Here is a 25,515-nt window from a genome sequence, read left to right on the forward strand (position 1 = left end):
CGAGTCTGGCATACGCATCCTCCCCGCCGCTCTCCGACATACGCCGCCGTTGATGCGCTAATCCGCCAGCGCAATAACCGCGGCCGCTACCGGTGCGTGCCTGTGAATTTGCGAGTCGTCCCAAGACCCCAGCAGGACGAGAGTCGCTATCCGGAAAACAAGGGCCCTGAGCAGCAACTGACGCCAGTGCGGAATGCCCTGCTGCCCAGCGAGCACCTGAAGCGGATACCCGTGCCAGCACGCTGCGTCGACCGCGACTATTGCTGATCCGAGTCCAGCTGGACGCCAGTACGGTGCCCAGTCGATGATGCCAGGCGGACGTGCCCCAGAAAACAGTACGTTGCCCAAAAGATCGCCGTGGATAACCTGCGAGGACGCACTAAGCGACCGATACTCCCCCACCAGCCGCGCCAGAAGCTCCCCTGCAGGCCGATCCGCCTCGCCCCAGGCAATCCGGTCAGCATTGCTCCACGGGTCATCCGAGACCGCGATGAAGGCCGGGCACGGCAGTCCGGCAATGGCACGGTGGAACTCCTCTCCTGCACGGATGACATCCCCCACCCGCGTCTCGTTTGCGGCGCCCGGTATCCACTCGCTTGCCTGCCAACCGTCGTGGACCCATTCTCCGCGATGGTCTCTGATAGGCCGCGGCACTGTAAACCTAGGGGAACTGCCGATACGATCCAGGACTTCAGACTTCCATGCCGCTTCCACGCGGTCAGCTGTAGGACGCAGCACGACCCGCCCGGACCGCCAGGTCAGCCCTCGCCCCCCGGGTATCCGCACCGGTGTCTCCAACGCGTCAAAGGCCTCGAGCACCGTGGGCGGGGGAATTTTCGGTGCTGTGACCATGCCTCAAGTATGCCTTCGCGAACAGGTGATGGCTGCACTCGGCGTCGAGGAAGTTACGTTGGCTCAGGAGCGTGCATGGACCTCCAAATATCCGCTCAGTGTGGCTGAATCCGGAAGCTTTGACGGTTGAGTTACTGCAGGACGGCCGCCACCGCACTGATCTCGACGAGGGCGCCGGGTACTCCCAGTCCGGCCACCCGCGCCGCCGTTACCAGGGCTGGTTCATCAGACGCCAATTCGGACGCGATTGCACCGTACCCGGAGCCAATGTCAACGCCGTCCACGAAAAGCACATTCCATTGCACAACATCATTCAAGGAGGCGCCTGCAGCGGCCAGTGCGGTCTTGACATTCTCCAGTGCCCTTGCGGATTGAACTCCAACGTCCCCCTCCCCTATCAGGGACCCTTCGGAGTCGACGGCGTTCTGGCCACCCACGTAGATCGTGGTGGCGCCGGGCGGCACAATGGCGACGTGGCTGAAGGCCGGGCTTGAGACGAGACCTGCGGGACGGATGCGCTGGATGGATGCCATGCCGGTATGCTCTCACAGCCGGAGCGCCGTGGCGCCACTTTCCTGGCGCTTTGACGTAAGCCTCATCACTACCTATGCTTGTGAATCGATTCAAACTCCGTGGCGGCTGGGTTTCGACCAGTCAAAATCACGAAGACCGTTCGGTACTAATGATTCCGGCTCCTTGCCAATGATGACGAAGGAAATCAGCGAATGACCAGCACGACCCAAGGGCATGAGCTCTCCAACCTCGAAACCGGTGCAGGAGGCAGGGACCCGAAAAAGGCCGCCATGAGCGGCTGGATCGGAGGAGCCCTCGAGTACTACGACTTCGCGTTGTACGGACTCGCCGCAACCCTCGTTTTTCCGGCTATCTTCTTTCCGGGCCAGAACACCACCGTCGCCATCATCGCCTCGCTGGCGACCTATGCCGTCGGGTATGTGTCACGCCCGCTGGGTGCCGTTGTCCTAGGTGCCTACGGAGACAAGCACGGCCGCAAGCAGGTCCTCGTCGCCGCCATGCTGCTCATGGGTTTCGCGACCTTCGCTGTGGGGCTCCTGCCCACCTACGGACAGGTCGGAATCCTGGCGCCCATCCTGCTGGTGATCCTCCGCCTGATCCAGGGCTTTGCGGTTGCAGGCGAGCTCGGCGGCGCCAGCGCGATGATTGTCGAGCATTCCCCCGATGCCCGCCGCGGCTTCTTTGCCAGCTTCAGCCTGCAAGGCACACAGGTTGGCTCGATCCTGGCCACCGCCGTCCTGCTGCCGCTGGCGGCACTCCTTCCCGAGGAAGAGTTCCAGTCCTGGGGCTGGCGCATCCCGTTCCTGCTCAGCGCCTTCGTCATCCTGGCCGGCTACATCATCCGTCGTCGCGTCCAGGAGCCCCCGGCGTACCTGGCGCAGTCCGGAGCAGACGCCCCCAAGCGCCGGTTCCCTCTTGTTGAACTCCTGCGCTCCCATCCCTGGGTCCTGGTCCGCTGTGTCACGATGACCTTCACCAACGTCATCGGCATGGCAACCCTCATCTTCGGCGTTTCCTACGCGACGCAGGAGGGTTATGGCATCGGCTTCACCAGCAGCGACTTCCTATGGGTGACGCTCGTGGCAAACCTGGCTGCAGTTGCAACGATCCCCATGTTTGGAGCCCTGTCTGACAAGATCGGCCGACGGACCCTCATGGTGGCTGGTGGACTCGGCGGCGGGCTGTTGACGTGCGGTTACCTGTGGGCCATCGACCAGAGGAGCCTTGTTCTTGTGTTCGTCTGCGTCGTCATTGTCCAGGGCATCTTCTTCCAGATGTGGAACGCCACGTTCGCCACGTTCTTCCAGGAGCAGTTCCCCACCCGGATCCGCGTCACGGGGTTCGCGGTGTCCCAGAACATCGGACTCATGATCGCATCGTTCTTCCCGAGCATCTTCACGCTGGTGGCTCCTCCGGGGACTTCAAACGTTCCGATCGTCATCGGATCGATCACATTCGGAATCTGCCTCATCGCGGCGGTTGCCACTTTCCTGTCCCCGGACACTAAGGGCAAGTCACTCGAGGACCTCGAAGCTCACAAGGCTCCATCGCGAGCAGTCAAGAGCTAACGAGCCTGAACGGCTGCAGTAGGCAGGACTAACGGGCGGACTGCCGGCAGCGCGCCGTGCGGTCCGCCCGTCCTATCACCAGTCGTGGACGGTGCCGTCAACCAGCCTGTTGTAGGGAAGGTATGCCTGCTGGTAGGGGTACGCGGCAGCGGCTTCTTCGTTAAATTCGACGCCGATGCCAGGCTGATCGCCCGGGTGCAGGTAGCCGTCCACAAAAGTCATGGATTGTTCGAACACCGTATTGGTGGCCGGTGAGTGTTGCATGTATTCCTGGATCCCGTAATTGTGGATCGCCAACCCCACGTGCAACTGCGCGGCGAACCCCACAGGGGAGATGTCAGTGGGTCCGTGGAAGCCGGACTTGATCTGGTACTGCGCTGCGAAATCCATGACCTTCTTCAGCGGCGAAATACCACCGAAATGTGTCGAAGCTGCACGGACATAGTCGATCAGCTGTTCCCTGATGATGGTCTGGAAGTCCCACACAGTGTTGAAGATTTCGCCAATGGCCAGCGGCGTGGTGGTGTGCTGGCGGACCAGGCGCAGGCCTTCCTGGTTTTCCGCCGGGGTGCAGTCCTCCAGCCAGAACAGGTCATAGGGCTCCAATGCCTTGCCCAGCTTCGCGGCCTGGATGGGCGTCATCCGGTGATGCCCGTCATGAAGCAACGGCAGCTCAGGTCCAAACTCGTTCCGGACCGCTTCAAATACCGAGGGCAGATGCCGCAGATACGCTCGGGTGTCCCAGTCTTCCTCCTGGGGGTATGCGCCCCTGCCGGCGGGCTCGTAGTCATAGCGCTCGCCGGAGGCTTGCGCCTGCGCGGCGACCCCATACAACGCCTTGATCCCGGGAACTGCGGTCTGGATCCGTACCGACTTGTAGCCAAGTTCCAGGTGTTCGCGGACTGAATCGAACAGCGACGGAATATCGGCACCTGACGCGTGTCCGTAGGCACGCAAGCCGGTCCGGGATGCCCCACCCAGCAATTGGTATACCGGCATCCCGGCCATCTTGCCTTTGATGTCCCACAGGGCCATGTCCACGGCTGCGATGGCGGCCATGGTTACCGGGCCACGCCGCCAGTAGGAGGAGCGGTAGAGGAACTGCCAGGTATCCTCGATCCGGTGCGGGTCCTTCCCGATAAGAAGCTGCGCAACATGCTCCTTCAAATAGGCGGCTACGGCCAGTTCGCGGCCGTTGAGTGTGGCGTCGCCGATACCGGTCACACCGTCCTCGGTGGTAATGCGCAGGGTCACAAAGTTCCGCGACGGACTCGTCACAAAAACTTCCGCAGCAATAATCTTCACGGCAGATCCTTTCAGGGCTGGTGCACAGGGTGCTGGTTCAAAAAGTTTTGGTCTGGGAGGCAAATACCGGCGGACGGAACGTTCCGCGCAGGTTTACGATCAATCGGACCACCGCGTCGTCCAGTGCCAACGCAGGGTCAAGCAAAGCCAACAGGCTGCGGGTCTGCTCGGCCTCCGGGAGACGGTGCGTGGCCTTCACTTCAGATGCCTGCGAATCCTGGAACGCGGAGGTCATCAAGGTGTAGTCCATCCACGCCGCCACCATCAGGGCCCCGGCCAGCCCGGCCCTGCCTCCTGAGCGTTCTGCCGTCAGGACCGGAAGCGCGCGCATGCGCAGCTTGGTACTCCCGTCCCTGGCGATCTGGGCCAGGTGGTGGGCGATCCGGGTGTTGCCGAAGCGTTGCAGCAGCGCGGCACGGTACTCCGGGAGGTGTAGGTTTGCGCCGCTGTCCCCGGAGTTCTCCCCCGAAGTGGAGAGACTGCGCCCAGCCTCGTCCCAGAATTCCTCGACGGCCCGCCGGCAGACAGGTTCTGCCAATGCCTCCGCCACCGTAGTGTGGCCCATCAACTGCCCCGTATACGCGAGGAGAGAATGGGCGCCGTTAAGGAGTCTCAGCTTCCGGTTCTCGTAAGGCTCGATCCGGTCCACGAACACCGCGCCCGCATCCTCCCAGCGGGGCCGTCCCGCCGGGAAGTCGCCGCTGAGTACCCAGTTGGAAAAGGGTTCGGCCACAACCGGGGCGTTGTCCAGGTAACCACAGGTCTCGCGTACGACGGCGGCATCCGCACTCGTTGCGTGCGGCGTGATCCGGTCCACGGAAGTACTCACAAAGCTGACGTTGCCGCGGATCCAATCGCCCAGTGCGGGGTCCCACGCCTCCGCCAGCCCGGTGACAGTCCGCCGGGCCACACCACCGTTATTGGCCAGGTTGTCGCAGCACTCAACCGCAAGTGGATTTGTACCGGCGGCCCGGCGTGCTGCAAGGCCAAACACCAGACGTCCCAACGGCGTCCTCGGGTACTCCCGCCCGGCGGCCAACAGCGCCAGGTCGGTTCCGACGTCGGACGCGTTTTTGTCCAGCTCGCCGTCCGGCCCCAAAGGGTAGGCGGCTTCCGTGATGGTCAGCGTGACGACTGCAGTGGCCGGGGCGGCCACCCGTTCCGCCAGTCGCCGCACATCTGCACCGTCGACCGCTTCAACAATGCTGTCCACGACTTCGAAAGAGTCGCCGCTGCTGCCGCGTTCCACCACCGTGAACAGGCCATCCTGCGGGGCAAGAGCCAGGGCGGCGTCCGGACGCCGGCCGGTGAAGGCAGCGATTCCCCACTCCCCTGCGTCACCGGCACGGGAGGTGTACCAGGCCTGATGTGAACGATGGAACGCGCCCAGCCCAAGGTGGACAATGCGCACCGGCGCCGTGGTCGAGGGATGCAAAGTCCGGCTCAGTTGTGGCACCTCGCGGTCCAGTTTAATGCTCACAGCTTGAAGACCCGCCGGGGGGCCGCATCCACCAGATCGACAATGATATCGTGTGCCCGTTCCTCGCTGACGCGGTGTTCTGCCACCAGGCGGGCCAGGAACGCTGCTTCGATTCGGCGCGAGGCGTCATGGCGGGCGGGGATGGAGCAGAAGGCACGGGTGTCATCGATAAATCCGGAGGACCTGGAAAAACCGGCGGTCTCCGTGACGGCGGAGCGGAACCGCAGCATGGCATCCGGTGCATCCAGGAACCACCATGGGGCGCCGAGGTAGACAGACGGGTAGAAGCCTGCGAGCGGCGCCAGTTCCCTGGAGAACGCTGTCTCGTCGAGGGTGAACAGCACCAGGTGGAAACCCTTGGTGGTGCCAAAATCCTGCAGCAGCGGCCTGAGGGCCTCCGTGTAGCTTGTGGCGACGGGAATGTCGTGTCCGGTGTCGGGGCCGAAAGTTTCGAAGGACGGCCCATGGTGGTTGCGGTAGGAACCGGGATGGATGGTCATAACCAGGCCGTCCTCCACCGACATGCGCGCCATCTGGTACATCATGTGCGCCTCGAACGCATTGCGGTCTTCGGTTGTGGCCCGCCCGGAGCGCGCCCGGTCAAAGAGGTTGGCCGCATCGGCCACGGGAAGTTTCAGCGTGGCAGGGGTCCGGACGCCATGATCGGCGGAGACGGCGCCGTGCTCCTTGAAATATCGACGGCGGCTCTCCAGTGCCGCAATGTAGCCGGCATAACCCGTGGCGCCGTCGCCCGCTGCCGCGATGAGGCGGTCCACGTTCTCGGACCAGTCGGGGCCGGCAGTATTGAGGTACGCGTCCGGCCGGAAGGTAGGCAGGACGCGGCCGTGGAAAGTGGGATCCACAGTGATTGCTTCGTGACTGGCCAATGAGTCCAAGGGATCGTCAGTGGTAGCCAGCACCTCGATGTTAAAGTCCTTGAACAGCTGGCGTGGCCGGAACCCGGGCTCCTGCAACCGGCTGGAAATAGCGTCGTAGCTGGCGTCCGCCGTTTCGGCGCTGATCTCCTCCTGGAGCCCAAATACCTCCTGGAGCTGGTTGCGGATCCAGTAGCCGGAGGCCGTGCCTTCAAAGAGCGGCCAGGCCTTGCAGAATTCCTGCCACACACTACGCGGCTCGGGCGCAGAACCATTGGCGGACAGCAGTCTGTCCAGGGGAACCCCGCTGGAATGGATCAACCGGGTTACATAGTGGTCCGTGCTGACCAGCAGCGCCGCCGGGTCAGGGAAAGGGCAATTCTGCTCGATAACTGCGGCAGCGACGTGGCCGTGCGGAGAAATGATCGGCAGGTCCTGGACACGGTGGAGAAGATCGCGTGCAATGCCCCGCGTTCCAGGGTCTGCCGGCAGGAGGCGATCATGGTTAGCAGGCATCGTTGTCCTTTCGGTGGAGAAATAGGTTGGTTCCCGGCATTGGCGCTGCCGGTCTAGGCACCGCGGGTCTAGGCATGCGGGGCCGCTCAGCGTCAGACAGCCGTCCGTTGGAACCCCGGAGAATCAGCTCCGTGTCGACGTATAGTGTCCGGGTGCGTGCGGGTGTGGCGTCCAGCAGCTCGAGGAGCATCGTCGCTGCCATGGTGCCGCAGGAGGATAACGGTGAGCGGATGGTGGAGAGCGGTGGAGTCGTAAAGTCAGCGCCGAAAATATCGTCAAAGCCGACGATGCTGATGTCGCCGGGAATGGACACCCCCGCGGCCTGCAGCTCCTGCATAAGACCGATGGCCAGCAGGTCGTTGTAGGCGATAACGGCCGTTGCCTCACTGTCCCGGACCTGGCGGGCGACCTTCCTGCCGCCGTCGACTGTTGGCTTTGAGGATCCCAGCCGGACGGCTTGGATTCCGGACCATTCGCAGGCCGTAAGCACGCCTTCCCATCGACGGATGGACATCCAGGATTGGGCAGGGCCTGCCACAAAGGCGAGCTTGCGGTGTCCACCTTCTGCGAGGGTGCGGACAGCGGCACCAATGCCGCCGTCAACATCGGGGACCACGCATGGAATGCCTTCGACGTCTCGGTTGATGACGACAAGTGGCTTGATCGTTGCCAACTCCCTGATGTGGTCATCGTCCATGCGGGGGCTGGCCAGGATCAAACCGTCCACGACGGACTGCATTCTGGTGGCAGCGGTGAGCTCCAGGTCCGGCGACTCTGCGGATTCGGCCACCATCATCGTGTAGTTGCGCCCGTTGGCCATCGACTGGGCGGAGCGGATGACGTCGAAGAACGTCGGGTTGGTAATATCCGCCAGGATCAGTCCCAGGTTTTCTGTCCGGCCTGTATACAGGGCCCGCGCATGCGGGTTCGCCTGGAAATTAAGCCGGGCCGCCGCGTCCCGCACGAGCTCCCGGGTCCTGGCGCTGACTCGGTCCGGCTTATTGAGTGCCCTCGAAACCGTGGAAGGATTCACCCCGGCGACCTTTGCGATGTCGTAGATAGTGGGGTTCGGACGAATGCTGGCTTTGCTCATGCCCGTCCTTACGGAAACAAATTTGCCAATTTTTGGCAACCGGTTGTCATTATTGGACGACTCTGTCAGATGAATCGAACGTTTGCAATAGCCCGCGGGTCAAAACTCCCGCAGGATGTCCTCGACGCGCTGTTTGGCATCGCCGAAGAGCATGTGCGAATTTTCGCGGAAAAACAGCGGGTTCTGCACGCCGGCGTATCCGGCAGCCATCGAGCGCTTGAAGACGATGACGTTCTCTGCCTCCCACACGTGCAACACCGGCATTCCGGCAATGGGACTGCCCGGGTCCTCGGCCGCGGCCGGGTTCACGGTGTCGTTGGCTCCGATGACCAGTACCACCGAGGTCCCCTTGAGGTCATCATTGATTTCGTCCATCTCCAGGACGATGTCGTAGGGAACCTTGGCCTCGGCCAGGAGCACGTTCATATGTCCGGGCAGGCGTCCGGCCACCGGGTGAATACCAAAGCGCACGTCGACGCCGCGCTCACGGAGCTTCTGCGTCAATTCCGCCACGGGGTACTGCGCCTGCGCTACAGCCATGCCATAACCAGGAGTGATCACCACGCTGGACGCACCAGAGAGCATATCGGCCGCGTCCTGTACCGAAATTTCACGGTACTCGCCAAAATCGGACTCGCCGCTCTTCGGCCCCGCAATACCAAAGCCGCCGGCGATGACCGACAGGAAGGAACGGTTCATTGCCCTGCACATGATGTAGGAAAGGTAGGCACCGGAGGAACCCACGAGGGCTCCGGTAACTATGAGCAGGTCGTTGTTGAGCAGGAAGCCGGCAGCAGCTGCGGCCCAGCCCGAGTAACTGTTGAGCATGGAGACGACAACGGGCATGTCACCACCGCCGATGGAAGCAACCAGGTGCCAACCCAGCCCCAGCGCCAGAAGTGTTACAAGTATCAGGAGCCACAGCTGCGAGTCGTTGACGTACCAGACGGTAAGCACCACAAACGCCACGAGCACGCCGAGGTTGATGGCGTTCTTCCCCGGCAGCATCAAGGGCGCTGACTTCATCCGTGCGGACAGCTTCAGGAACGCCACAATCGAGCCCGTAAAAGTCACAGCACCGATGAAAACACCGATAAACACCTCGGCATGGTGGACCGCGGCCAGTTCCGCAGACAGCTGCGGAGCCTCAAGGTGGCCGTTCCAGCCCACGATGACGGCTGCAATGCCTACGAAGCTGTGAAGGAGGGCAATCAGCTCCGGCATGCCGGTCATCTCCACCTTTCGGGCCCGCCACAACCCGATGGCAGCGCCTACCAGCACGGCGCCTGCAAGAAGGCCTATCCCGGTCCGCCCGCCCTCTGAGTCCCCGGCACCTTCGAGAGCCAGCCAGATTGTGGCGGCCAGCGCTATTGCCATGCCTGAGATGCCGTAGTTGACTCCCCCGCGGGCGGTCTCATGCTTGCTCAGGCCGGCAAGGCTAAAAATGAAAAGGACGGCGGCCACAATATATGAGGCACCTGCAACGGAGCCCGCGTTGATCATTTCTCTGCCTTGGAGAACATGGCGAGCATGCGCCTGGTAACGGCGAAGCCGCCGAAGATGTTGATGCTGGCCAGGAGGACTGCCACGGCGGCCAGGACCTGGACAGCAGGGGTGCCGGATGTCACTTGCAGCAATGCTCCCACCACGATGATTCCTGAAATGGCGTTGGTGACGGACATCAGCGGAGTGTGCAGGGCATGGTGGACCTTGCCAATGACGTAGAAGCCAACGACAACGGACAGTACGAGGACCGTGAAATGCTGCGGCAGCGGCGGCGGCGCCACAACGTTGACTCCGAAAAGTCCGGCGGCCCCTGCGGCCAAAAGGACGCCCTTCCCAACAGGCCCAAGGCTTTGTTTCTTCGCGGCAGCCGTGCCGGAGTGGACCGGCTGTGATGCCTGCGCAGGCGCGGCGGAAACCTGGACCGGCGGGGGTGGCCAGGTTTTTTCCCCGTTCCGGACAACGGTGACCGAACGCTGGACAACGTCGTCGAAGTCAATGGCCAGCTTTCCGTCCTTGTTTTTTGTCAGGAGTTTCAGCAAGTTCAGCAAGTTGGTGCCGTACAGCTGCGAGGCCTGGGCCGGCAACCGGCCGGGAAGATCGGTATAACCCAGAATAACGACGCCGTTCGCGGTAACCACGCGCTCACCGGCCACGGAACCTTCCACGTTTCCGCCCTGACCCGCGGCCATATCCACGATGACACTGCCCGGCTTCATACTTGCCACGTCTGTAGCGGTCAGCAGCTTAGGAGCCGGACGGCCGGGAATCAGCGCGGTGGTAATAATAATGTCCACATCGAGGGCCTGCTCCGAGTAAATTTCCGCAGCGCGCCGGTCATAATCCTCGCTGGTGGCCCTGGCGTAGCCATCCGAGGAGGTCATTATTTCATCCACCTCAACCTTGAGATAGACGCCGCCAATGGACTTCACCTGGTCAGCAACCTCCGGCCGGGGATCAGTTGCCCGCACGATCGCACCAAGGCTGCTTGCGGCGCCGATTGCTGCGAGGCCTGCCACTCCTGCCCCGGCAACCAGGACTTTCGCCGGTGGCACTTTGCCTGCCGCGGTGACCTGGCCCGTGAAGAACCGGCCGAATTCATGGGCAGCCTCAATAACGGCCCGGTAACCTGCGATGTTCGCCATGGAGCTCAGGACATCCATCGACTGGGCCCGGGAAATGCGCGGTACGGCATCCAGCGCCAGTGCAGTGATGGGGCGTGCCGCCAGCTCATCCACAAGATCGGGGCGAAGTGACGGAGTCAGCAGTCCGATGAGGGTGGCCCCCGCCGCGATCCGGTCAATTTCTGCGGTAGTGGGCGGGTTGATCTTGAGTACCACCCCGCTCGCCCATGCCTCTGCGCCACCGACTATCAGCGCCCCTGCCTCCGCGTAGGCGTTGTCCGGAAAAGACGCCCGGGCACCGGCACCCTCCTCAACCACTACGTCGTAGCCGAGTTTGGCCAACTGCCTGACGGTGGCGGGGGTGGCCGCAACCCTGGTCTCTCCGCTGACTTCGGCCACTATCCCGATCCGGGTCATGCCCTCCCCCTCATCAACGTGGGGCGTCAATCCTGCCTGCCGTCGTATGCCTTCTGGAGGGCTGCGATGTCCATCTTCCGCATCCCCAGCATTGCCTGCACCGCGCGCTGCGCCCCTTCAGGGTCGGGCCCACCGATCAGCGACCCCAGAACCTCAGGGACAATCTGCCACGACAACCCGAACCTGTCCTTGAGCCAGCCGCACATGCTCTCCTGACCCCCGCCCGCCAGCAACGAGGCCCAGTAGCGGTCCAGTTCCTCCTGGGACTCGCAGTGGACCACCAGCGAGAACGCCTCGGTGAAGTCCGCCCCGCGTGACCCGTTCAGCGCCAGGATACTCCGGCCGGCAAGCTCGAAATCGACAGTCAGGACCCCGCCGTCCGGCATGCGCGCCACGTGTCGGACCTCCGAGTCCCTGAATATTGACGTATAAAAACCGGCTGCCTCTTCTGCCTCATGCTGAAACCAGAGACACGTGGTGATCTTTTCCATGGTCGGCTCCTCCCGGCTTGAGACTATCCCGCTGTGACTGACCACACAACGGTATCTGCGCCTCGGGTGACGGGCATTAAACTCAAGGCCATGACCACGCCAACATCAGCCGCCACCAAAACCACCGGCCGCGCGCCCGCGGCGATTGCCGCCGTCGTGGATTTCGTCCTGATCCTGGTGTTCGCAGCCATCGGACGGGACGCGCATGAACGTGGTGATGTGGTGACCGGCGTATTCCTCACAGCCTGGCCGTTCCTGGTTGGTGCGGCGGTCGGCTGGTTGGCCTTGCGGCTGTGGCACCGCCCTTTCGCGGTGGTGGCTGCGGGCATTCCGGTCTGGCTGGGCAGCGTCGTCATCGGCATGGTGCTGCGCCTCCTGACGGGCCAGAGCGTCGTTCCGGCATTCGTCATCGTCGCTTTGGTTTCCCTCGGACTCCTGCTTGTCGGCTACCGCATATTGCTGGCCGGGCTGGCCCGATTTGCCAACCGCCGTGCGCGGGCCTGATGTAATAGGCTGGCTGCAGGAAGCACACCCACCGGCGGCCGCCGGCGAACTGATCCGAAGGGATTTTTTGTGATCACCGCCTTTGTCCTGATCAAGACCGACGCCTCGCGCATACCGGAGACGGCAGAGGAGATCTCCGCCATTCAGGGGATCAGCGAGGTGTACTCCGTCACCGGGGAGTGGGACCTGATTGCGGTAGCGCGGGTGGCCCGGCATGAGGACCTCGCGGATGTCATCGCGGACAAGTTGTCGAAAGTGGAGGCAGTGGTGCACACCAGTACGCACATTGCGTTCCGGGCATATTCACAGCACGATCTGGATGCCGCCTTCGCACTGGGCTTCGAACAGTAGGACGGTTCGAGCCACAGTGGACTTCCCGGACTAGCCCCTGCTGAGCTCGACCCACTGTTGGAGGACACCCTCGGCGGCACCGGAGTCAATGGATTCCGCTGCCCGGGCGAGGGCGTTTCTCATGCGGTCAATGAAGGACCCTCCGGCGTCAAGATCATAGGCAACCAGGCCTGCCGCCGCATTCAAGATCACCGCGTCCCTGGCTGCGCCGGGTTTTCCGGCCAGTACGTCCCGGACCACGGCGGCGTTCGCCGCGGCGTCCCCCCCGCGAAGGTCTGCCAGACGCACCAGTGGAATTCCGACGTCGGCAGGTGAGAAAGCCAATTCAGTCACCTGGCCGCCCCGGATCTCCCAGACAGTGGACGGACCTGTGGTGGTGAGCTCGTCCAGGCCGTCGTCACCGCGGAACACAAGTCCCCTGCTGCCGCGCTGGGCCAGGACGCCGGCTACCAGCGGGGCCATCCTGGAATTCGCGACGCCGACAGCCGAGGCCTGCACCCGCGCCGGGTTGGTCAGGGGGCCAAGGAAATTGAAAGCGGTAGGAATGGCAAGTTCCTTGCGTGGCACTGCGGTGTGCCGGAAGGAGGGATGGAATACCTGCGCGAAGCAGAAGGTGATTCCCGCTTCCTCCGCATTCCGGGCAACACGGTCAATTGGCAGGTCCAGCCTGACGCCCAATGCCTCAAGCACGTCTGCGGACCCTGACGACGAGGAAGCGGCACGGTTTCCATGCTTGACTACCCGGGCCCCGGCGCCGGCTGCGACAAGTGCGGCCATGGTCGAAATATTGACGGTGTTCTGCTGGTCGCCGCCGGTACCAACGATGTCCAGCTTCTCGCCTGCGATCTCCAGCTTGTTGGCATGCAGCAGCATGGCCTCCGCCAGCCCCGAAATCTCGTTGACTGTCTCGCCTTTGGCGCTCAATGCCACCAGGAAACCGGCAATCTGCGCCGGGCTGGCCTCGCCGGACATTATCTTGTCCATGGCCCAGGCAGTGTTATCCGACGTGAGGTCGCTTCCACTGATCAGCGCCGAAATAAGGCGCGGCCATGTGTTGTCCGTCATAGATGTAGATGCCTGTGAGATCACAGTCTGATGCTATCTACGGGCAGGCATGCCTGACCAATGCACACCCCCTTCGGAACTTTTCCGCGCGATTTCGCGTCTTTGTAGAAAAAGTCCCCCGAAAAGGCGGTTCGCATTGGGCAGGACGGAGTTTTATAGACATAATGTCTATGTGACATCTGCGACCCATGCCCCCAGTACCCCGGCGCACCCCACGCTGAACCGCCCCAATATGGTTTCTGTTGGAACCGTAGTGTGGCTGTCCAGCGAGTTGATGTTCTTCGCCGGTCTCTTTGCCATGTACTTCACCCTCCGCTCTACTTCGGGCGAGATGTGGGCTGATGAGACAGCGAAGCTCAACTTCCCCTTTGCCCTGGTGAACACCATCGTCCTCGTGGCGAGCTCCTTCACCTGCCAGATGGGTGTCTTCGCCGCCGAACGCCTGCAGCCGCGCAAAACGGGCGGAGTCTTCCAGCTCGCCCGGTGGGGCATGAACGAGTGGTTCACCCTGACGTTCCTCATGGGCGCCTTCTTCGTGGCAGGCCAGACGATGGAATACGCCATGCTCGTCTCCGAGCACGTGTCCCTGTCTTCCAATGCCTACGGCTCGGCCTTCTACATGACCACCGGCTTCCACGGCCTGCACGTCATCGGCGGGCTCATCGCGTTCCTGTTCATCATCGGACGCTCGTTCGCAGCAAAGAAGTTCGGTCACTTCGAGGCCACCTCGGCAATTGTCACGTCGTACTACTGGCACTTCGTGGACGTAGTGTGGATTGGCCTCTTCCTGGTCATCTACGTACTCAAGTAGTCAAGCTTTGATTCTTTTTCTACAAGAGGCAGAATTTCAAGAAGCGGCTCCACAGGCCGACGCAGGATCGAATAAAGGAACCACCACGTGAAGGCACTCTCGCAGAAGCGACGTCACCCTCTGGCAGCGATCGCGCTGCTCTTACTGGGACTCCTGGTCACTGGTGGGCTCTACGCAGTAGCCACCACCGCTAATGAGGCCAAGGCGGAAACCACCACCTACAGCGCCAAAGATACCGAAGAAGGCGGAAAGCTTTTCGAAGCCAACTGCGCTACCTGCCACGGTATGGGTGCCAGCGGCACACAGGACGGCCCGTCACTGGTTGGTGTCGGCGCTGCCTCCGTCGACTTCCAGGTTGGCACCGGACGCATGCCCATGCAGATGAACGGTCCGCAGGCCCAGCAGAAGCCTGTGCAGTTCAATGACGAACAGACCAGGCAGCTTGCCGCCTATGTGGCTTCGCTGGGTGCCGGTCCGGCCGTCCCCGAAGAAGCTCTTCTCGACGGCGAAGGCGATGCCGCCGCTGGCGGCGAGCTGTTCCGCGTGAACTGCGCCATGTGCCACAACGCTGCCGCTGCCGGCGGAGCGCTGACCCGCGGCAAGTACGCCCCGGCCCTTGCGGGGGTCTCCGAAAAGCACATCTACGAGGCCATGGTTACCGGCCCGCAGAACATGCCCGTCTTCAGCGACTCGAACATTACCCCTGAGGGCAAGCGGGACATCATCACGTTCCTCAAGAACATTGAATCCAACCCCACTCCGGGCGGTCTGGCCCTCGGTTCGCTGGGTCCGGTTGCTGAAGGCCTGTTCGTCTGGACTGCAGCCCTCGGCGTCATCATTGGTTTTACTATCTGGCTGACGTCCCGCACCTCCTAAGTGCGCGTCACCAACAAGAACTTCTGCTGCATGCCAGCAGTATTGGAATTAAAAAACTAACCCGGCACAAGCCGGGACGAGAGAAGGATGAGGCGAATTATGGGCAACCATAGTGACGGCAGTCCGAACCACTCGGGCACCGTAGCTACGGCTGGTCAGGATGAGGTGGCGAAGTTCCAGGATCCTGGGCTTCCTCCGCATCGTCTGCGCCTGGCTGACACGGACCCGAAAGCGGCAAAGCGGGCGGAACGGCAGGTGGCCCTCCTTTTCGGTGCCTCTGTTGTTGGCACCCTGGTGTTCCTGGTGGCGTACTTTGCCATCGATCTTGGGGTAGGCGAAGAGTCGAACCTCGAAGCCCTCCGCCTCCAGAACATGCTGCTGGGTCTGGGTACTGCATTTTCGATGCTTGGCATCGGAACCGGTATTGTCCACTGGGCCAAGGCCCTGATGCCGGACCATGAAGTGTCGGAAGAGCGCCATGCAATCCGCACTGAGGATGACCGCCAGGCCGCAGTCCGGATCGTCGACGACATCGCCGAGGAAACCGGCATCAAGCGACGCCCCCTCATCCGCAACACCCTTTTGGGTGCCGTAGCCCTGGCCCCGTTTCCTGCCCTGGCTATCTTCGGGGATCTCGGCCCCCGTCCTGACAACAAGCTGGCGCATACCATGTGGGCACCGGAAGGTGGCACCCTCAAACGCCTTGCCCGTGACCCCGATGGCACCCCCATTAAGGCCTCGGACGTCACCATTGGCTCGGCCTTCCACGTGATTCCGGAAGGTCTCAACGACCTCCATGAGGGCAAGCTGAACGAGAAGGCCAAGGCAGTGGTATTGCTCATGCGCCTTGATCCCGCTTCGCTCAACCCATCCACAGGCCGTGAAGACTGGGGTTACAACGGCATTGTTGCCTACTCCAAAATCTGCACCCATGTTGGTTGCCCGGTGGCACTTTACGAACAGCAGACACACCACCTGCTGTGCCCGTGCCATCAGTCCACCTTCGACCTCACGCAGGAATGCAAGGTCATCTTCGGGCCCGCCAGCCGCCCTCTCCCCCAGCTGCCCATCGCGGTTGACGACGAAGGCTACCTGGTTGCCACGAGCGACTTCAAAGAACCCGTAGGACCAAGTTACTGGGAGCGTGATGAGCATGAGCGCGCAATCAACAGCTGAACCGGCATTCGTCGCCACAACTAAAGCCGGGCGCCTCACCAACTTCGTTGACGAACGCGTCGGCGGATCAGGCATCCTGCGGGAGTTCGGCCGTAAGGTCTTCCCTGACCACTGGTCATTTATGTTCGGTGAAGTGGCGCTCTACTCATTCGTCATCCTCCTGCTGTCCGGCACCTTCCTGACGTTCTTCTTTGATCCGTCCATGGCGGAAACGCATTACACGGGTTCCTACATGGAACTGCGCAACGTCGAAATGTCGGTAGCATACAGCTCCTCGCTGAACATCTCGTTCGATATCCGCGGCGGCCTGTTCATGCGCCAGGTACACCACTGGGCGGCGCTGCTGTTCGTGGCCTCCATTGCCGTGCACATGTTGCGAGTGTTCTTCACGGGAGCATTCCGCAAGCCCCGTGAGATGAACTGGGTGGTGGGCGGCGTACTGCTGATCCTCGCCATGGCAGCCGGCTTCACCGGTTACTCGCTCCCGGATGACCTGCTCTCCGGCAACGGCCTGCGCATCATCGACGGCGTCATCAAGTCCATTCCGGTAGTCGGAACCTGGATCTCGTTCTTCCTCTTTGGTGGTGAGTTCCCGGGCACAGCCGTCATCGGCCGCCTGTACGTTCTGCACATCCTCCTGGTACCTGCGCTGATTCTGCTGATGATCGTTTTGCACCTCTTTATGGTGGTTGTTCACAAGCACACCCAGTACCCCGGCCCGGGACGTAACGACGGCAACGTGGTCGGCTACCCCCTGGGGCCCGTTTATGCAGCCAAGGCGGGTGGATTCTTCTTCATCGTCTTCGGCGTTATTGCCCTGATGGCGGCCTTCTTCACGATCAACCCGATCTGGAACTACGGCCCTTATGATCCCTCCCCGGTATCTGCGGGTACGCAGCCTGACTGGTACATCGGCTTTGTTGACGGCGCCCTGCGCCTGATGCCCGGCGTTATTGGTGACTTCCACTTCGAATACGTCATCTTTGGCTACACGCTCACGCTTAACGTTCTGCTTCCGGCACTGGTACCTGCAGGCATCCTGTTCACCGTGATGTTCATGTATCCGTGGATTGAGCGCTGGGTTACCAAGGACGACCGCGAACACCACGTACTTGATCGGCCCCGCAACGTACCGACGCGTACTGCCATTGGCGTTGCCGGCTTCATCTGGTACTGCGTTATGTGGGCAGCGGCAGGTTCTGACCTCATTGCCACTCACTTCTCAGTGTCACTGAACGATGTCACGTACTGGCTCCGGGTGCTCTTCTTCATCGGCCCGGTTATCGGCTTCGTAGTCGCCAAGCGCGTAGCCCTGGCGCTGCAACTGAAGGACCGCGAAATCGCCTTGCATGGCCGGGAGACCGGACGCATTGTGCGCCTGCCGCACGGTGAGTTTGAAGAAATTCACGCTCCGCTTGACGACTACAAGCTGTACAAGCTGGTGGGCTTCGAGTCCCCCGCACCCTTGCCGGCCGTTCCTAACGACCACGGCATTGTGACCAAAAAGGAAAAGCGCCGCGCTCTCCTGTCAAGGTGGTTCTTCGAGGATCGGGTTGCACCCGTGACCCCCGCCGAACTGGCGGCCGCCCACAGCCACGGCCACCATGCCGTGGAGTCCGCCGAGGAAACCAAGAGCCTTAGCCACTAAGGAACAATAGATACAAAGGCGGGTGCCGGTCCATCAGGACCGACACCCGCCTTTTGCGTCCCCGGTGCTCAACGCTCACGGTTTCCGCCGTAATTCCGGGCAGTACGCGCGCCGGGCCGCTGCAGCGGAACCCACAGTTTGTAACGGTCAGCACGGTAGTAGGACACCGAGTAGTCCACCATCGCCCTGGCAACGAAAGCGTGACGTTGGATCTTGAGCAACGGTGCGCCCACATCCACGTTGAGGAGCCGGGCTGTGGACGGTGAAGCCGCGGTTGCCTCAATCATGTCCTCGCCCCACTCCATCACGAGCCCGTATTGCTCACTAAGCACGTTGTACAGCGATGTAGGCGGCTCGCCGTCCAACAGTCCCGGGACGCGGTGGGCGGGAATAAAGTTCTCATCCACGCTCATGGGCTCCCCGTCAGCCAGAAGCAAGCGCCTGAACCGGACTAGAGGCGTCCCCTCTTCGAGCTGCAGTTCGCGCGCCAAAAAGGCGCTGGCAGCGGTCTGCTCGAAGCTCAGGACCCTGGCAGCCGGAACCATCCCCCGGCGTTGCATCTCCTCACTATAGGAAGTGAGCTTCACCTGGAGATCGAGCTTGGGTTTGCGGACGAACGTACCCAGGCCCACCACACGCTCTACAACTTCTTCACCCACCAGTGCGTCGATAGCTTGACGCACTGTCATCCGCGCCAGGCCGAAACGCTCCGCCAGGTCGCGTTCGGAAGGCAACGCCGCTCCGGGAGGGCACGCGGCGACGATGTACGCACGGAGGATTTCACGCAACTGGACGTAAATGGCCACGCCGCTGTTCCGGTCAATCGCGCCGGCCACCTTGTAGGCATCAGTGGGCATGGCGGCGAACTTCTGCTATCGATTCCACAGTTCAATCTTAATGGGTCCGGTCTAGACCAACCTGACACCCGCAGCCGCCCCCGTTTCCGCTGCCAAGCATCGCCTATGGCCGGTATTCTGGACAAGACTTTTTTCAGTCCGCTTCATCGATCCAGGAGGATGCTTCCCTTGCCAGTCCGCAGTGGCACCGTGGCCGCCCGTATTGGGCTGCACGCCCGTCCGGCGGCGCTATTCGTCCGTGCCGTCACCGAGACGGGCCTGCCTGTTGTCATCCGGAAGATGGGGTCCACCGAGGGGGTCGATGCCCGCTCTCTTCTCGAGGTAATGACAGCGGACTTCGGTTATGGCTGCAGGGTGGAGCTGGTGGTTGACGAAACAGCCCTGGCGGACGATCTAGCGGCCCAACAGGCCGTGGCGGCACTGGAAGGGCTTGTTGAGCTGTTGGAGTCCCACAGCGGCAGTTAGCGGCCTTAGGTACTGTCCGTGCGGCTTTACGGTCCAGGCGGCCGGGATGCCGGGGTCTTAACGACAAAGCGGGCCCCACCATCTGGTGGGGCCCGCTTTATTGTTGACATGGAGAATCTAGTGCGCGTGATCTCCGCGGCTGTATTCGTAAACCCAGCCAACAAGGGCGATAACTGCAAGGCCGGCACTGATAAACGTAATCCAGAAGCCAGCAGCCATGCCAAGGAACCCGCCTGCACAGGCCAGGCCCAGGACCAGCGGCCACCAGCTCCAGGGGCTGAAGTGTCCCTGTTCGCCGGAACCTTCATGGATCTCGGCGTCGTTACGGTCTTCGGGACGCAGCCCGATCCGCTTCCCTGTGAAGCCGAGATACGCGCCGATCATTCCTGCAAGACCGCCCACGAGCATAATCCCGAGGAAGCCAACCCATTCGTTCCAGTCGGTTAGGAAGCCGTAGATTGCCGCAACGGGGAAGAAGAAGAAAACCCCGGTGCCAAAGAGCCAAGTTTCAATTTTCACTTCTCGTCCTTCTGGTCCGCGTTACCCAGGGCATGGGCAACAGGCTCGGGCGACTCAGCAGTGTACCGCTGGGAAAGTTCCGGGTGGTGCAGGTCCAGCGCAGGACGTTCCGACCGGATACGGGGCAGCGACTTGAAGTTGTGCCGCGGCGGCGGGCATGACGTAGCCCATTCGAGCGAAGCACCGAAGCCCCAGGGATCATCAACCTCGACCTTTTGTGCCGACCGTGCGGTGACGAAGACGTTCCAGAAGAACGGGATCAACGAGGCACCCAGGACAAACGATGACACCGTAGAGAACTGGTTCATCCAGGTGAAGTTGTCCTCCACAAGATAGTCAGCATACCGGCGAGGCATACCCTCGACACCCAGCCAGTGCTGGATGAGGAACGTTCCATGGAATCCGAGGAAGAGCATCCAGAAGTGGATCTTGCCCAGGCGTTCGTTGAGCATCTTGCCGGTCCATTTCGGCCACCAGAAGTAGAAGCCGGCGAACATGGCGAAGACAACCGTGCCAAACACCACGTAGTGGAAGTGAGCCACCACGAAATAGGAATCCGAGACGTGGAAGTCCAGCGGCGGGGAGGCCAGGATGATGCCGGTCAGGCCGCCGAAGAGGAACGTCACCAGGAAGCCGATGCTCCAGAGCATGGGGGTTTCGAACGTCAGCGAGCCCCGCCACATGGTGCCGATCCAGTTGAAGAACTTCAGACCTGTTGGAACTGCGATCAGCATGGTCATAAACGCGAAGAACGGAAGCAGTACTGATCCCGTCACGTACATGTGGTGTGCCCAAACGGTCACGGAAAGCGCCGCAATGGCGATGGTCGCGTAGACGAGGCCCTTGTAGCCGAAGATCGGCTTGCGGCTGAAAACGGGGAAGATCTCCGACACGATGCCGAAGAACGGCAGGGCGATGATGTAGACCTCAGGGTGGCCGAAGAACCAGAACAGGTGCTGCCAAAGGATGGCCCCACCATTCTCAGGATCGAAGATGTGGGCACCAAAGCGGCGGTCAGCGCCGAGGGCGAAGAGTGCGGCAGCCAGCGGCGGGAAAGCCATCAGGACCAGGATGGCCGTGACCAGCGTGTTCCAGGTGAAGATCGGCATCCGCCACATGGTCATGCCCGGGGCACGCATGCAGATGATGGTGGTAATGAAGTTGACCGCACCAAGGATGGTTCCGAAGCCGGACAGTGCCAGGCCGAACACCCAGAGGTCACCACCCACGCCCGGGCTGAACGTGGTGTTGGACAACGGCGCATAGGCGAACCAGCCGAACGAGGCGGCACCCTGCGGGGTGATGAAGCCGGAGACCGCGATGGTTGAACCAAAGAGGAAGAACCAAAAAGCCAGTGCATTCAGGCGCGGGAATGCGACGTCCGGGGCACCGATCTGCAGCGGCATGATGACGTTGGCGAAGCCAGCGAACAGCGGTGTAGCGAACATCAGCAGCATGATGGTGCCATGCATGGTGAAGAGCTGGTTGTACTGTTCCTTGGTCTGCAGGATCTGCATGCCGGGCTCGAAGAGCTCGGCGCGGATCAGCAGGGCCATGACGCCGCCGAAGCAGAAGAACACAAAGGACGCGATCAGGTACATGTACCCGATGGTCTTGTGGTCTGTGGAGGTAATCCAATTGACGACAACGCGCCCCTTGGATTTTGGTACTACGGGAGTCTCAAGGACACCCGGGGATGCTGTGTAAGTTGCCACGTCGCTGCCCTTACTCCGTTTCGATCTGGTTCGGGTTGCGGTCGTACTCCGCGCCGAGGGCTCCGGTGTTGCCTGCCTCGCGAAGTTCCTCGATGTGGGCGTCAAATTCTGCCTCGGAGACAACCTTCACGCGGAACAGCATTTCGGAGTGGTATTCGCCGCAAAGTTCTGCACATTTACCGTCAAAGGTTCCCTCTGCTGTGGGAGTGAACCGGAGATAGTTGGTCTTGCCGGGAATCATGTCGCGCTTCTGGAGGAAGGCAGGGACCCAGAAGGAGTGGATGACGTCCCGTGCGTTGAGCTCCAGCTCTACGGACCGGTTGACCGGCAGGTAGAGAGTGGGCAGCTCTTCCTTGTCGATGACGTCACCGGTCAGGTGTGCCTGTACGCCGGACTCGTAAACATCTTCGGAGATAACGTCGCCGGACTTGTAATTGAAGTCCCATGCCCATTGCTTACCGCGGACGTCGACGACGACCTCCGCGGGCTGGGAGCGGTCATCGATCGCTTGCTGGTCACGGTCTGTGAAGTAGAAGAAGACCAGCACCATGAAAACGGGAATCACGATGTAAAAAACTTCGATCGGCAGGTTGTAGCTGATCTGCTTGGGGAACCCGACAGTTCCCTTGCGCCGCCGGTAGGCAACTATGCACCAGACCATCAGGCCCCAGGTGATGATGCCAACTGCCAGGGCTGCGATCCATGAGTTGACCCAGAGGTCCATGATCCGGTCAGTGTTGCTGGTGGTGCCCCGTTCGGTAGGCAGCCACCCCTTCTCTACCTCTGGCGAACATCCAGTCAAAACCAACGCGCCGGCCATTGCCAGTCCAGTGATCGTAGTGATCGTTTTGCGTCGGCTGCCGGTTCGGTTCTGCGAACTCACAGACGGCCCTTCCTACTTGTTGCTGTCACCCGTCGGCCGATGGCTCCCGGGACACACTAAAAAGTTTTACTACTCGGTGTAGAGCTTACAACTCCCCCGGGCATTTCGCCCACATGCCGGCACCGTGCGTCCGTTGCAATCACCCGCAACAGACGCACGGTGCCGGCACCGGGCGAAGCGTCCGCGTCAGTGGAACGAATCGCCGCAGGCGCAGGAGCCGCCCGCATTGGGGTTGTCGATGGTAAAGCCCTGCTTTGAGATGGTGTCTTCGAAATCGATGCTGGCGCCGCTAAGGTACGGCACGCTCATCTTGTCAACCACAACTTCGACGCCGTCGTAGTCGCGGACGGCGTCGCCGTCGAGGATCCGCTCATCAAAGTACAGCTGGTAGATGAGGCCCGAGCAGCCGCCCGGCTGGACAGCCACGCGGAGGCGGAGATCGGTGCGCCCTTCCTGTTCCAGGAGGCTGCGGACCTTGCCGGCGGCAACGTCGGTCAGAGCGACCTCATGCGCGGGCAGCTCTGCACTTGCCTCGGCGGCGGCGGTGCTGTTCTCGTTGGTGGTGGTGCTCATTGGCCTACCTTCTTAGGATGGTCCCGGCGGCGCCGCCAATGCGGTGCCTGACCCTGCGGATACGGTATGGGCTATAGCTATATGCTACGTCGGTCAGAGGTATTGCTCTAACTTCAGACGTAACTGATACGGCTCGTTGCTTGTTCCCGGTTCAGTTGAGGCCGGACTCGTTCAGCTTGGCCAGCATGAACGCTTCGGCCACGATGGCCTTCCGGAAATCCTCCAGGTGCAGGGACTCGTTGGCGCTGTGCGCCCTCGAATCCGGATCCTCGACGCCCGTCACCAGGATCTGGGCCTGCGGGTACACCTGCAGGAGGTCCGCGATGAAGGGAATGGAACCGCCAATTCCGGTCTCCACGGCCGGCACCCCCCAGGCCTCCCCCAAGGCCCACATGGCGGCGCCGGCCGCGGAAGATCCTGTGTCGGTGCTGAACGGTTCACCGGTTTCACCGGGAGTGAAGACGACGCTGGCACCGAAAGGTGCGTTGTCCATCACGTGCTGCCTCACGGCCTCCATTGCCGCTGCCGGATTCTGGCCGGGCGCGAGCCGCAGGCTGAACTTGGCCTTGGCGGTGGGAATGAGCGTATTGGACGCAACGTCCACGGCGGGGGCGTCAATTCCGATAATGGACAGCGCGGGCTTGGTCCAGAGCCGGGAGGCGATGCTGCCGGTGCCGGCAAGCCGGACGCTGTCCAGGACGGAGGCGTCCCTGCGGAAGTCCTCTTCAGTCATGTCCACCATGGCTTCATCCCGGCTCACCAGGCCGGGGATGGCAACCTCGCCGCGGGCGTCATGGAAGGTTGCAATGAGACGGGCCAGGCAGGTGGGTGCATCCAGTACCGGCCCGCCGAACATTCCTGAGTGGACAGCATGCTCAAGGACCCTGACTTCAATCGTTCCGTCCACCAGGCCGCGCAGGCTGGTGGTCAACGCCGGCACGCCCACCTGCCAGTTGCTGGAGTCGGCGACAACAATGACATCAGCCTGCAACAGGTCGCGGTGTGCTTCCAGGAAAGGCCGGAAGGTGGGCGAACCCGCTTCTTCCTCCCCCTCGAAGAAGAAGGTGACGCCGACGCCGAAATCCTCGCCGAGCACTTCGGTGACGGCCGCGTAGGCGCCGAGATGGGCCATGACTCCGGCTTTGTCGTCAGCCGCGCCGCGCCCGTAGAGGCGGCCATCGCGTTCGACGGCGGCAAAGGGTTCTGATTCCCACAACGCCGGATCGCCGGGCGGCTGGACGTCGTGGTGGGCGTAAAGGAGGATGGTGGGCTTTCCCGGAGCAGCCTCGCGCCGGGCCACTACTGCGGGTCCGCCGGGGGTGCCGTCTTCTTTGGGGCTCCGAAGAATACGGACATCCTCCAGGCCAGCCGCCCTGACCAGTTCCGCGACCGCTTCGGCGCTGCGGTCAAGTTGCGCCGGGTCAAAGCTTGGCCACGCGATTCCCGGGATGGCCACGAGCTCTTTCAGCCGTTCGACAGTGGTGGGAAAAGCTGTACCGACGGTGTCGCGCAGTTCTTGCAGGTCGACGGGCCGGAGAGGCAGTCCAGGAGTGCGCGGGGTGTCCGCTACTGGTGAAGTCATGGGCAAAACCCTACAGCCAAGCGGGCAAGGAAAGGCCCTGACCGCAGGGTATTCTGTACTGGTGTTTGGACGTAAAAAGGAAGCGCCGACGGCGCAGGAAATCATAGACCAGCAGGCTGAGGCAATGACGGCGGCCGAGACCCAGTTGGGTAAAGGCGCGCCAACGCCCAAGCGCAAAACCCAGGAAGCCGCCCGCAAGCGTCCCCTGGTGCCGGAGGACCGGAAGGCCTCCAAAGCTGCCGAACGGGCTGCCATCCAGGAGCAGCGGCTCAAAATGCGCCGGGCGCTGGACACCGGTGATGAGAGATTCCTGCCGCTGCGTGACAAGGGACCGCAGAAGCGTTACGCCCGCGACTACGTGGACGCACGTTTCAGCCTCGGCGAATTCCTGATGTTCGGCGCACTGGTCTTCGTGATCATTTCCCTGCTCGTGCCTTCAACCAGCGAACAGATGATTTATGTGCTGGGCGGGTTCTGGGTGATGTTCCTGGCGGTATTCGTTGACGTCTTCATTCTTTCGCGCCAGTTGCGCAAACGGCTGACCGCCAAGTTCGGCGACGTGGAGCGCGGCACTGTCTGGTATGGCTCCATGCGCTCCCTGCAGTTCCGCAAGCTGCGGCTGCCCAAGCCCCTGGTCTCCCGGGGCCAGTACCCTTCCTGATTTTACTTGCTGTACACGAAACCCCCGGTCGCCCTATGAACTAGGACGGCCGGGGGTTTCGCTTTAGTTCC

25 protein-coding genes are annotated in these 25,515 nt (G+C 62.0%); 9 read left to right on the forward strand and 16 right to left on the reverse strand.

The annotated features are described in order from the left end of the window. Positions 1–57: 57 nt before the first annotated feature. Together ACWA13_RS09240 and ACWA13_RS09245 are read right to left on the reverse strand one after the other, a co-directional pair. The gene (locus ACWA13_RS09240; RefSeq protein WP_463933462.1) at positions 58–654 is read right to left on the reverse strand and encodes a hypothetical protein; all 597 of its coding nucleotides are present in this window, start codon (positions 652–654) and stop codon (positions 58–60) included. Positions 655–983: 329 nt separating this feature from the next. Further along, positions 984–1,385, reverse strand: a complete 402-nt coding sequence (locus ACWA13_RS09245) for a RidA family protein (protein WP_463933463.1) — start codon at positions 1,383–1,385, stop codon at positions 984–986. A gap of 192 nt (positions 1,386–1,577) precedes the next feature. Between ACWA13_RS09245 and ACWA13_RS09250 the strand changes: the two genes are divergently transcribed. Beyond that, on the forward strand, positions 1,578–2,954 hold the full coding sequence (locus ACWA13_RS09250; RefSeq protein WP_463933464.1) for an MFS transporter: 1,377 nt from the start codon (positions 1,578–1,580) through the stop codon (positions 2,952–2,954). A gap of 75 nt (positions 2,955–3,029) precedes the next feature. On the opposite strand, the gene manD is transcribed toward ACWA13_RS09250, so the two are convergent. The 7 genes from manD to ACWA13_RS09285 form a co-directional block, all read right to left on the reverse strand. Then, positions 3,030–4,259 carry a D-mannonate dehydratase ManD gene (manD, locus tag ACWA13_RS09255; RefSeq protein ID WP_463933466.1) on the reverse strand — a complete coding sequence of 410 codons (1,230 nt, stop codon included), beginning with the start codon at positions 4,257–4,259 and terminating at the stop codon, positions 3,030–3,032. A 37-nt stretch (positions 4,260–4,296) separates the two neighbouring features. Then, complete coding sequence (locus ACWA13_RS09260; protein ID WP_463937896.1) at positions 4,297–5,733, reverse strand: mannitol dehydrogenase family protein; 1,437 nt, start codon at positions 5,731–5,733, stop codon at positions 4,297–4,299. 2 nt (positions 5,734–5,735) lie between these two features. Next, a complete protein-coding gene (gene uxaC, locus ACWA13_RS09265) occupies positions 5,736–7,130 on the reverse strand; it encodes a glucuronate isomerase (RefSeq protein WP_463933468.1) in 1,395 nt (464 codons plus the stop codon). Then, positions 7,120–8,223 (reverse strand): LacI family DNA-binding transcriptional regulator, encoded by a 1,104-nt coding sequence (locus ACWA13_RS09270; RefSeq protein ID WP_463933470.1) that lies wholly within the window; start codon positions 8,221–8,223, stop codon positions 7,120–7,122. Before ACWA13_RS09270 ends, uxaC begins: the two co-directional genes overlap by 11 nt. Positions 8,224–8,322: 99 nt before the next feature. Further along, complete coding sequence (pntB, locus tag ACWA13_RS09275; protein ID WP_463933472.1) at positions 8,323–9,726, reverse strand: Re/Si-specific NAD(P)(+) transhydrogenase subunit beta; 1,404 nt, start codon at positions 9,724–9,726, stop codon at positions 8,323–8,325. Then, positions 9,723–11,267, reverse strand: a complete 1,545-nt coding sequence (locus tag ACWA13_RS09280; protein WP_463933473.1) for a Re/Si-specific NAD(P)(+) transhydrogenase subunit alpha — start codon at positions 11,265–11,267, stop codon at positions 9,723–9,725. The genes pntB and ACWA13_RS09280 overlap by 4 nt, the downstream gene beginning before the upstream one ends. A 26-nt stretch (positions 11,268–11,293) precedes the next feature. Then, positions 11,294–11,758 (reverse strand): VOC family protein, encoded by a 465-nt coding sequence (locus tag ACWA13_RS09285; RefSeq protein WP_463933474.1) that lies wholly within the window; start codon positions 11,756–11,758, stop codon positions 11,294–11,296. A gap of 90 nt (positions 11,759–11,848) precedes the next feature. Here ACWA13_RS09285 and ACWA13_RS09290 point away from each other — a divergent pair, with 90 nt between their 5' ends. Then, on the forward strand, positions 11,849–12,262 hold the full coding sequence (locus ACWA13_RS09290; RefSeq protein ID WP_463933475.1) for a DUF3054 domain-containing protein: 414 nt from the start codon (positions 11,849–11,851) through the stop codon (positions 12,260–12,262). A gap of 69 nt (positions 12,263–12,331) precedes the next feature. Continuing rightward, complete coding sequence (locus ACWA13_RS09295; RefSeq protein ID WP_463933476.1) at positions 12,332–12,613, forward strand: Lrp/AsnC family transcriptional regulator; 282 nt, start codon at positions 12,332–12,334, stop codon at positions 12,611–12,613. A 30-nt stretch (positions 12,614–12,643) separates the two neighbouring features. On the opposite strand, the gene trpD is transcribed toward ACWA13_RS09295, so the two are convergent. Next, complete coding sequence (gene trpD, locus ACWA13_RS09300) at positions 12,644–13,678, reverse strand: anthranilate phosphoribosyltransferase (RefSeq protein WP_463933478.1); 1,035 nt, start codon at positions 13,676–13,678, stop codon at positions 12,644–12,646. A 172-nt stretch (positions 13,679–13,850) separates the two neighbouring features. Between trpD and ctaE the strand changes: the two genes are divergently transcribed. From ctaE to qcrB, 4 genes are all read left to right on the forward strand, one after another. Beyond that, entirely contained in the window at positions 13,851–14,489 is a 639-nt protein-coding gene (ctaE, locus tag ACWA13_RS09305) for an aa3-type cytochrome oxidase subunit III (RefSeq protein ID WP_463933479.1), read from the forward strand. 87 nt (positions 14,490–14,576) lie between these two features. Next, complete coding sequence (gene qcrC / locus ACWA13_RS09310) at positions 14,577–15,365, forward strand: cytochrome bc1 complex diheme cytochrome c subunit (protein ID WP_463933481.1); 789 nt, start codon at positions 14,577–14,579, stop codon at positions 15,363–15,365. Positions 15,366–15,464: 99 nt separating this feature from the next. Beyond that, positions 15,465–16,541 carry a cytochrome bc1 complex Rieske iron-sulfur subunit gene (qcrA, locus tag ACWA13_RS09315; RefSeq protein WP_463933482.1) on the forward strand — a complete coding sequence of 359 codons (1,077 nt, stop codon included), beginning with the start codon at positions 15,465–15,467 and terminating at the stop codon, positions 16,539–16,541. Then, positions 16,519–18,189, forward strand: a complete 1,671-nt coding sequence (gene qcrB / locus ACWA13_RS09320; RefSeq protein WP_463933484.1) for a cytochrome bc1 complex cytochrome b subunit — start codon at positions 16,519–16,521, stop codon at positions 18,187–18,189. The genes qcrA and qcrB overlap by 23 nt, the downstream gene beginning before the upstream one ends. A gap of 68 nt (positions 18,190–18,257) precedes the next feature. Here the strand turns inward: qcrB and ACWA13_RS09325 are convergent, their stop codons facing one another. Continuing rightward, positions 18,258–19,046, reverse strand: a complete 789-nt coding sequence (locus tag ACWA13_RS09325; RefSeq protein ID WP_463933486.1) for a GntR family transcriptional regulator — start codon at positions 19,044–19,046, stop codon at positions 18,258–18,260. A 159-nt stretch (positions 19,047–19,205) separates the two neighbouring features. Here ACWA13_RS09325 and ACWA13_RS09330 point away from each other — a divergent pair, with 159 nt between their 5' ends. Then, a complete protein-coding gene (locus ACWA13_RS09330; RefSeq protein ID WP_463933487.1) occupies positions 19,206–19,511 on the forward strand; it encodes an HPr family phosphocarrier protein in 306 nt (101 codons plus the stop codon). 117 nt (positions 19,512–19,628) lie between these two features. On the opposite strand, the gene ACWA13_RS09335 is transcribed toward ACWA13_RS09330, so the two are convergent. The 5 genes from ACWA13_RS09335 to ACWA13_RS09355 form a co-directional block, all read right to left on the reverse strand. Further along, positions 19,629–20,030, reverse strand: a complete 402-nt coding sequence (locus tag ACWA13_RS09335; protein ID WP_463933489.1) for a cytochrome c oxidase subunit 4 — start codon at positions 20,028–20,030, stop codon at positions 19,629–19,631. Next, positions 20,027–21,745 (reverse strand): aa3-type cytochrome oxidase subunit I, encoded by a 1,719-nt coding sequence (ctaD, locus tag ACWA13_RS09340; RefSeq protein ID WP_463933491.1) that lies wholly within the window; start codon positions 21,743–21,745, stop codon positions 20,027–20,029. The genes ACWA13_RS09335 and ctaD overlap by 4 nt, the downstream gene beginning before the upstream one ends. 10 nt (positions 21,746–21,755) lie before the next feature. Next, a complete protein-coding gene (gene ctaC, locus ACWA13_RS09345; RefSeq protein ID WP_463933493.1) occupies positions 21,756–22,628 on the reverse strand; it encodes an aa3-type cytochrome oxidase subunit II in 873 nt (290 codons plus the stop codon). Between the two features lie 186 nt (positions 22,629–22,814). Continuing rightward, positions 22,815–23,201: a HesB/IscA family protein gene (locus ACWA13_RS09350; RefSeq protein ID WP_463933495.1), complete on the reverse strand. Its 387-nt coding sequence runs from the start codon at positions 23,199–23,201 to the stop codon at positions 22,815–22,817. 151 nt (positions 23,202–23,352) lie between these two features. Further along, positions 23,353–24,783 carry a M20/M25/M40 family metallo-hydrolase gene (locus tag ACWA13_RS09355; RefSeq protein ID WP_463933497.1) on the reverse strand — a complete coding sequence of 477 codons (1,431 nt, stop codon included), beginning with the start codon at positions 24,781–24,783 and terminating at the stop codon, positions 23,353–23,355. A 61-nt stretch (positions 24,784–24,844) separates the two neighbouring features. Here ACWA13_RS09355 and ACWA13_RS09360 point away from each other — a divergent pair, with 61 nt between their 5' ends. Beyond that, positions 24,845–25,444: a DUF3043 domain-containing protein gene (locus ACWA13_RS09360; RefSeq protein WP_463933499.1), complete on the forward strand. Its 600-nt coding sequence runs from the start codon at positions 24,845–24,847 to the stop codon at positions 25,442–25,444. The last annotated feature ends 71 nt before the right edge of the window (positions 25,445–25,515 follow it).

It is taken from the genome of Pseudarthrobacter sp. TRD_SC_9, from assembly GCF_055361265.1.

Bases quoted from the DNA above. Each gene is read 5' to 3' on its own strand.
- qcrA (WP_463933482.1), top strand. From the start codon at position 15,465: ATGGGCAACCATAGTGACGGCAGTCCGAACCACTCGGGCACCGTAGCT.
- ACWA13_RS09270 (WP_463933470.1), bottom strand. From the start codon at position 8,223: ATGAGCAAAGCCAGCATTCGTCCGAACCCCACTATCTACGACATCGCA.
- ACWA13_RS09290 (WP_463933475.1), top strand. From the start codon at position 11,849: ATGACCACGCCAACATCAGCCGCCACCAAAACCACCGGCCGCGCGCCC.
- ACWA13_RS09355 (WP_463933497.1), bottom strand. From the start codon at position 24,783: ATGACTTCACCAGTAGCGGACACCCCGCGCACTCCTGGACTGCCTCTC.
- ACWA13_RS09245 (WP_463933463.1), bottom strand. From the start codon at position 1,385: ATGGCATCCATCCAGCGCATCCGTCCCGCAGGTCTCGTCTCAAGCCCG.
- pntB (WP_463933472.1), bottom strand. From the start codon at position 9,726: ATGATCAACGCGGGCTCCGTTGCAGGTGCCTCATATATTGTGGCCGCC.
- uxaC (WP_463933468.1), bottom strand. From the start codon at position 7,130: ATGCCTGCTAACCATGATCGCCTCCTGCCGGCAGACCCTGGAACGCGG.
- ACWA13_RS09330 (WP_463933487.1), top strand. From the start codon at position 19,206: ATGCTTCCCTTGCCAGTCCGCAGTGGCACCGTGGCCGCCCGTATTGGG.
- ACWA13_RS09350 (WP_463933495.1), bottom strand. From the start codon at position 23,201: ATGAGCACCACCACCAACGAGAACAGCACCGCCGCCGCCGAGGCAAGT.
- ACWA13_RS09250 (WP_463933464.1), top strand. From the start codon at position 1,578: ATGACCAGCACGACCCAAGGGCATGAGCTCTCCAACCTCGAAACCGGT.
- trpD (WP_463933478.1), bottom strand. From the start codon at position 13,678: ATGACGGACAACACATGGCCGCGCCTTATTTCGGCGCTGATCAGTGGA.
- ACWA13_RS09285 (WP_463933474.1), bottom strand. From the start codon at position 11,758: ATGGAAAAGATCACCACGTGTCTCTGGTTTCAGCATGAGGCAGAAGAG.
- ACWA13_RS09325 (WP_463933486.1), bottom strand. From the start codon at position 19,046: ATGCCCACTGATGCCTACAAGGTGGCCGGCGCGATTGACCGGAACAGC.
- ACWA13_RS09280 (WP_463933473.1), bottom strand. From the start codon at position 11,267: ATGACCCGGATCGGGATAGTGGCCGAAGTCAGCGGAGAGACCAGGGTT.
- qcrB (WP_463933484.1), top strand. From the start codon at position 16,519: ATGAGCGCGCAATCAACAGCTGAACCGGCATTCGTCGCCACAACTAAA.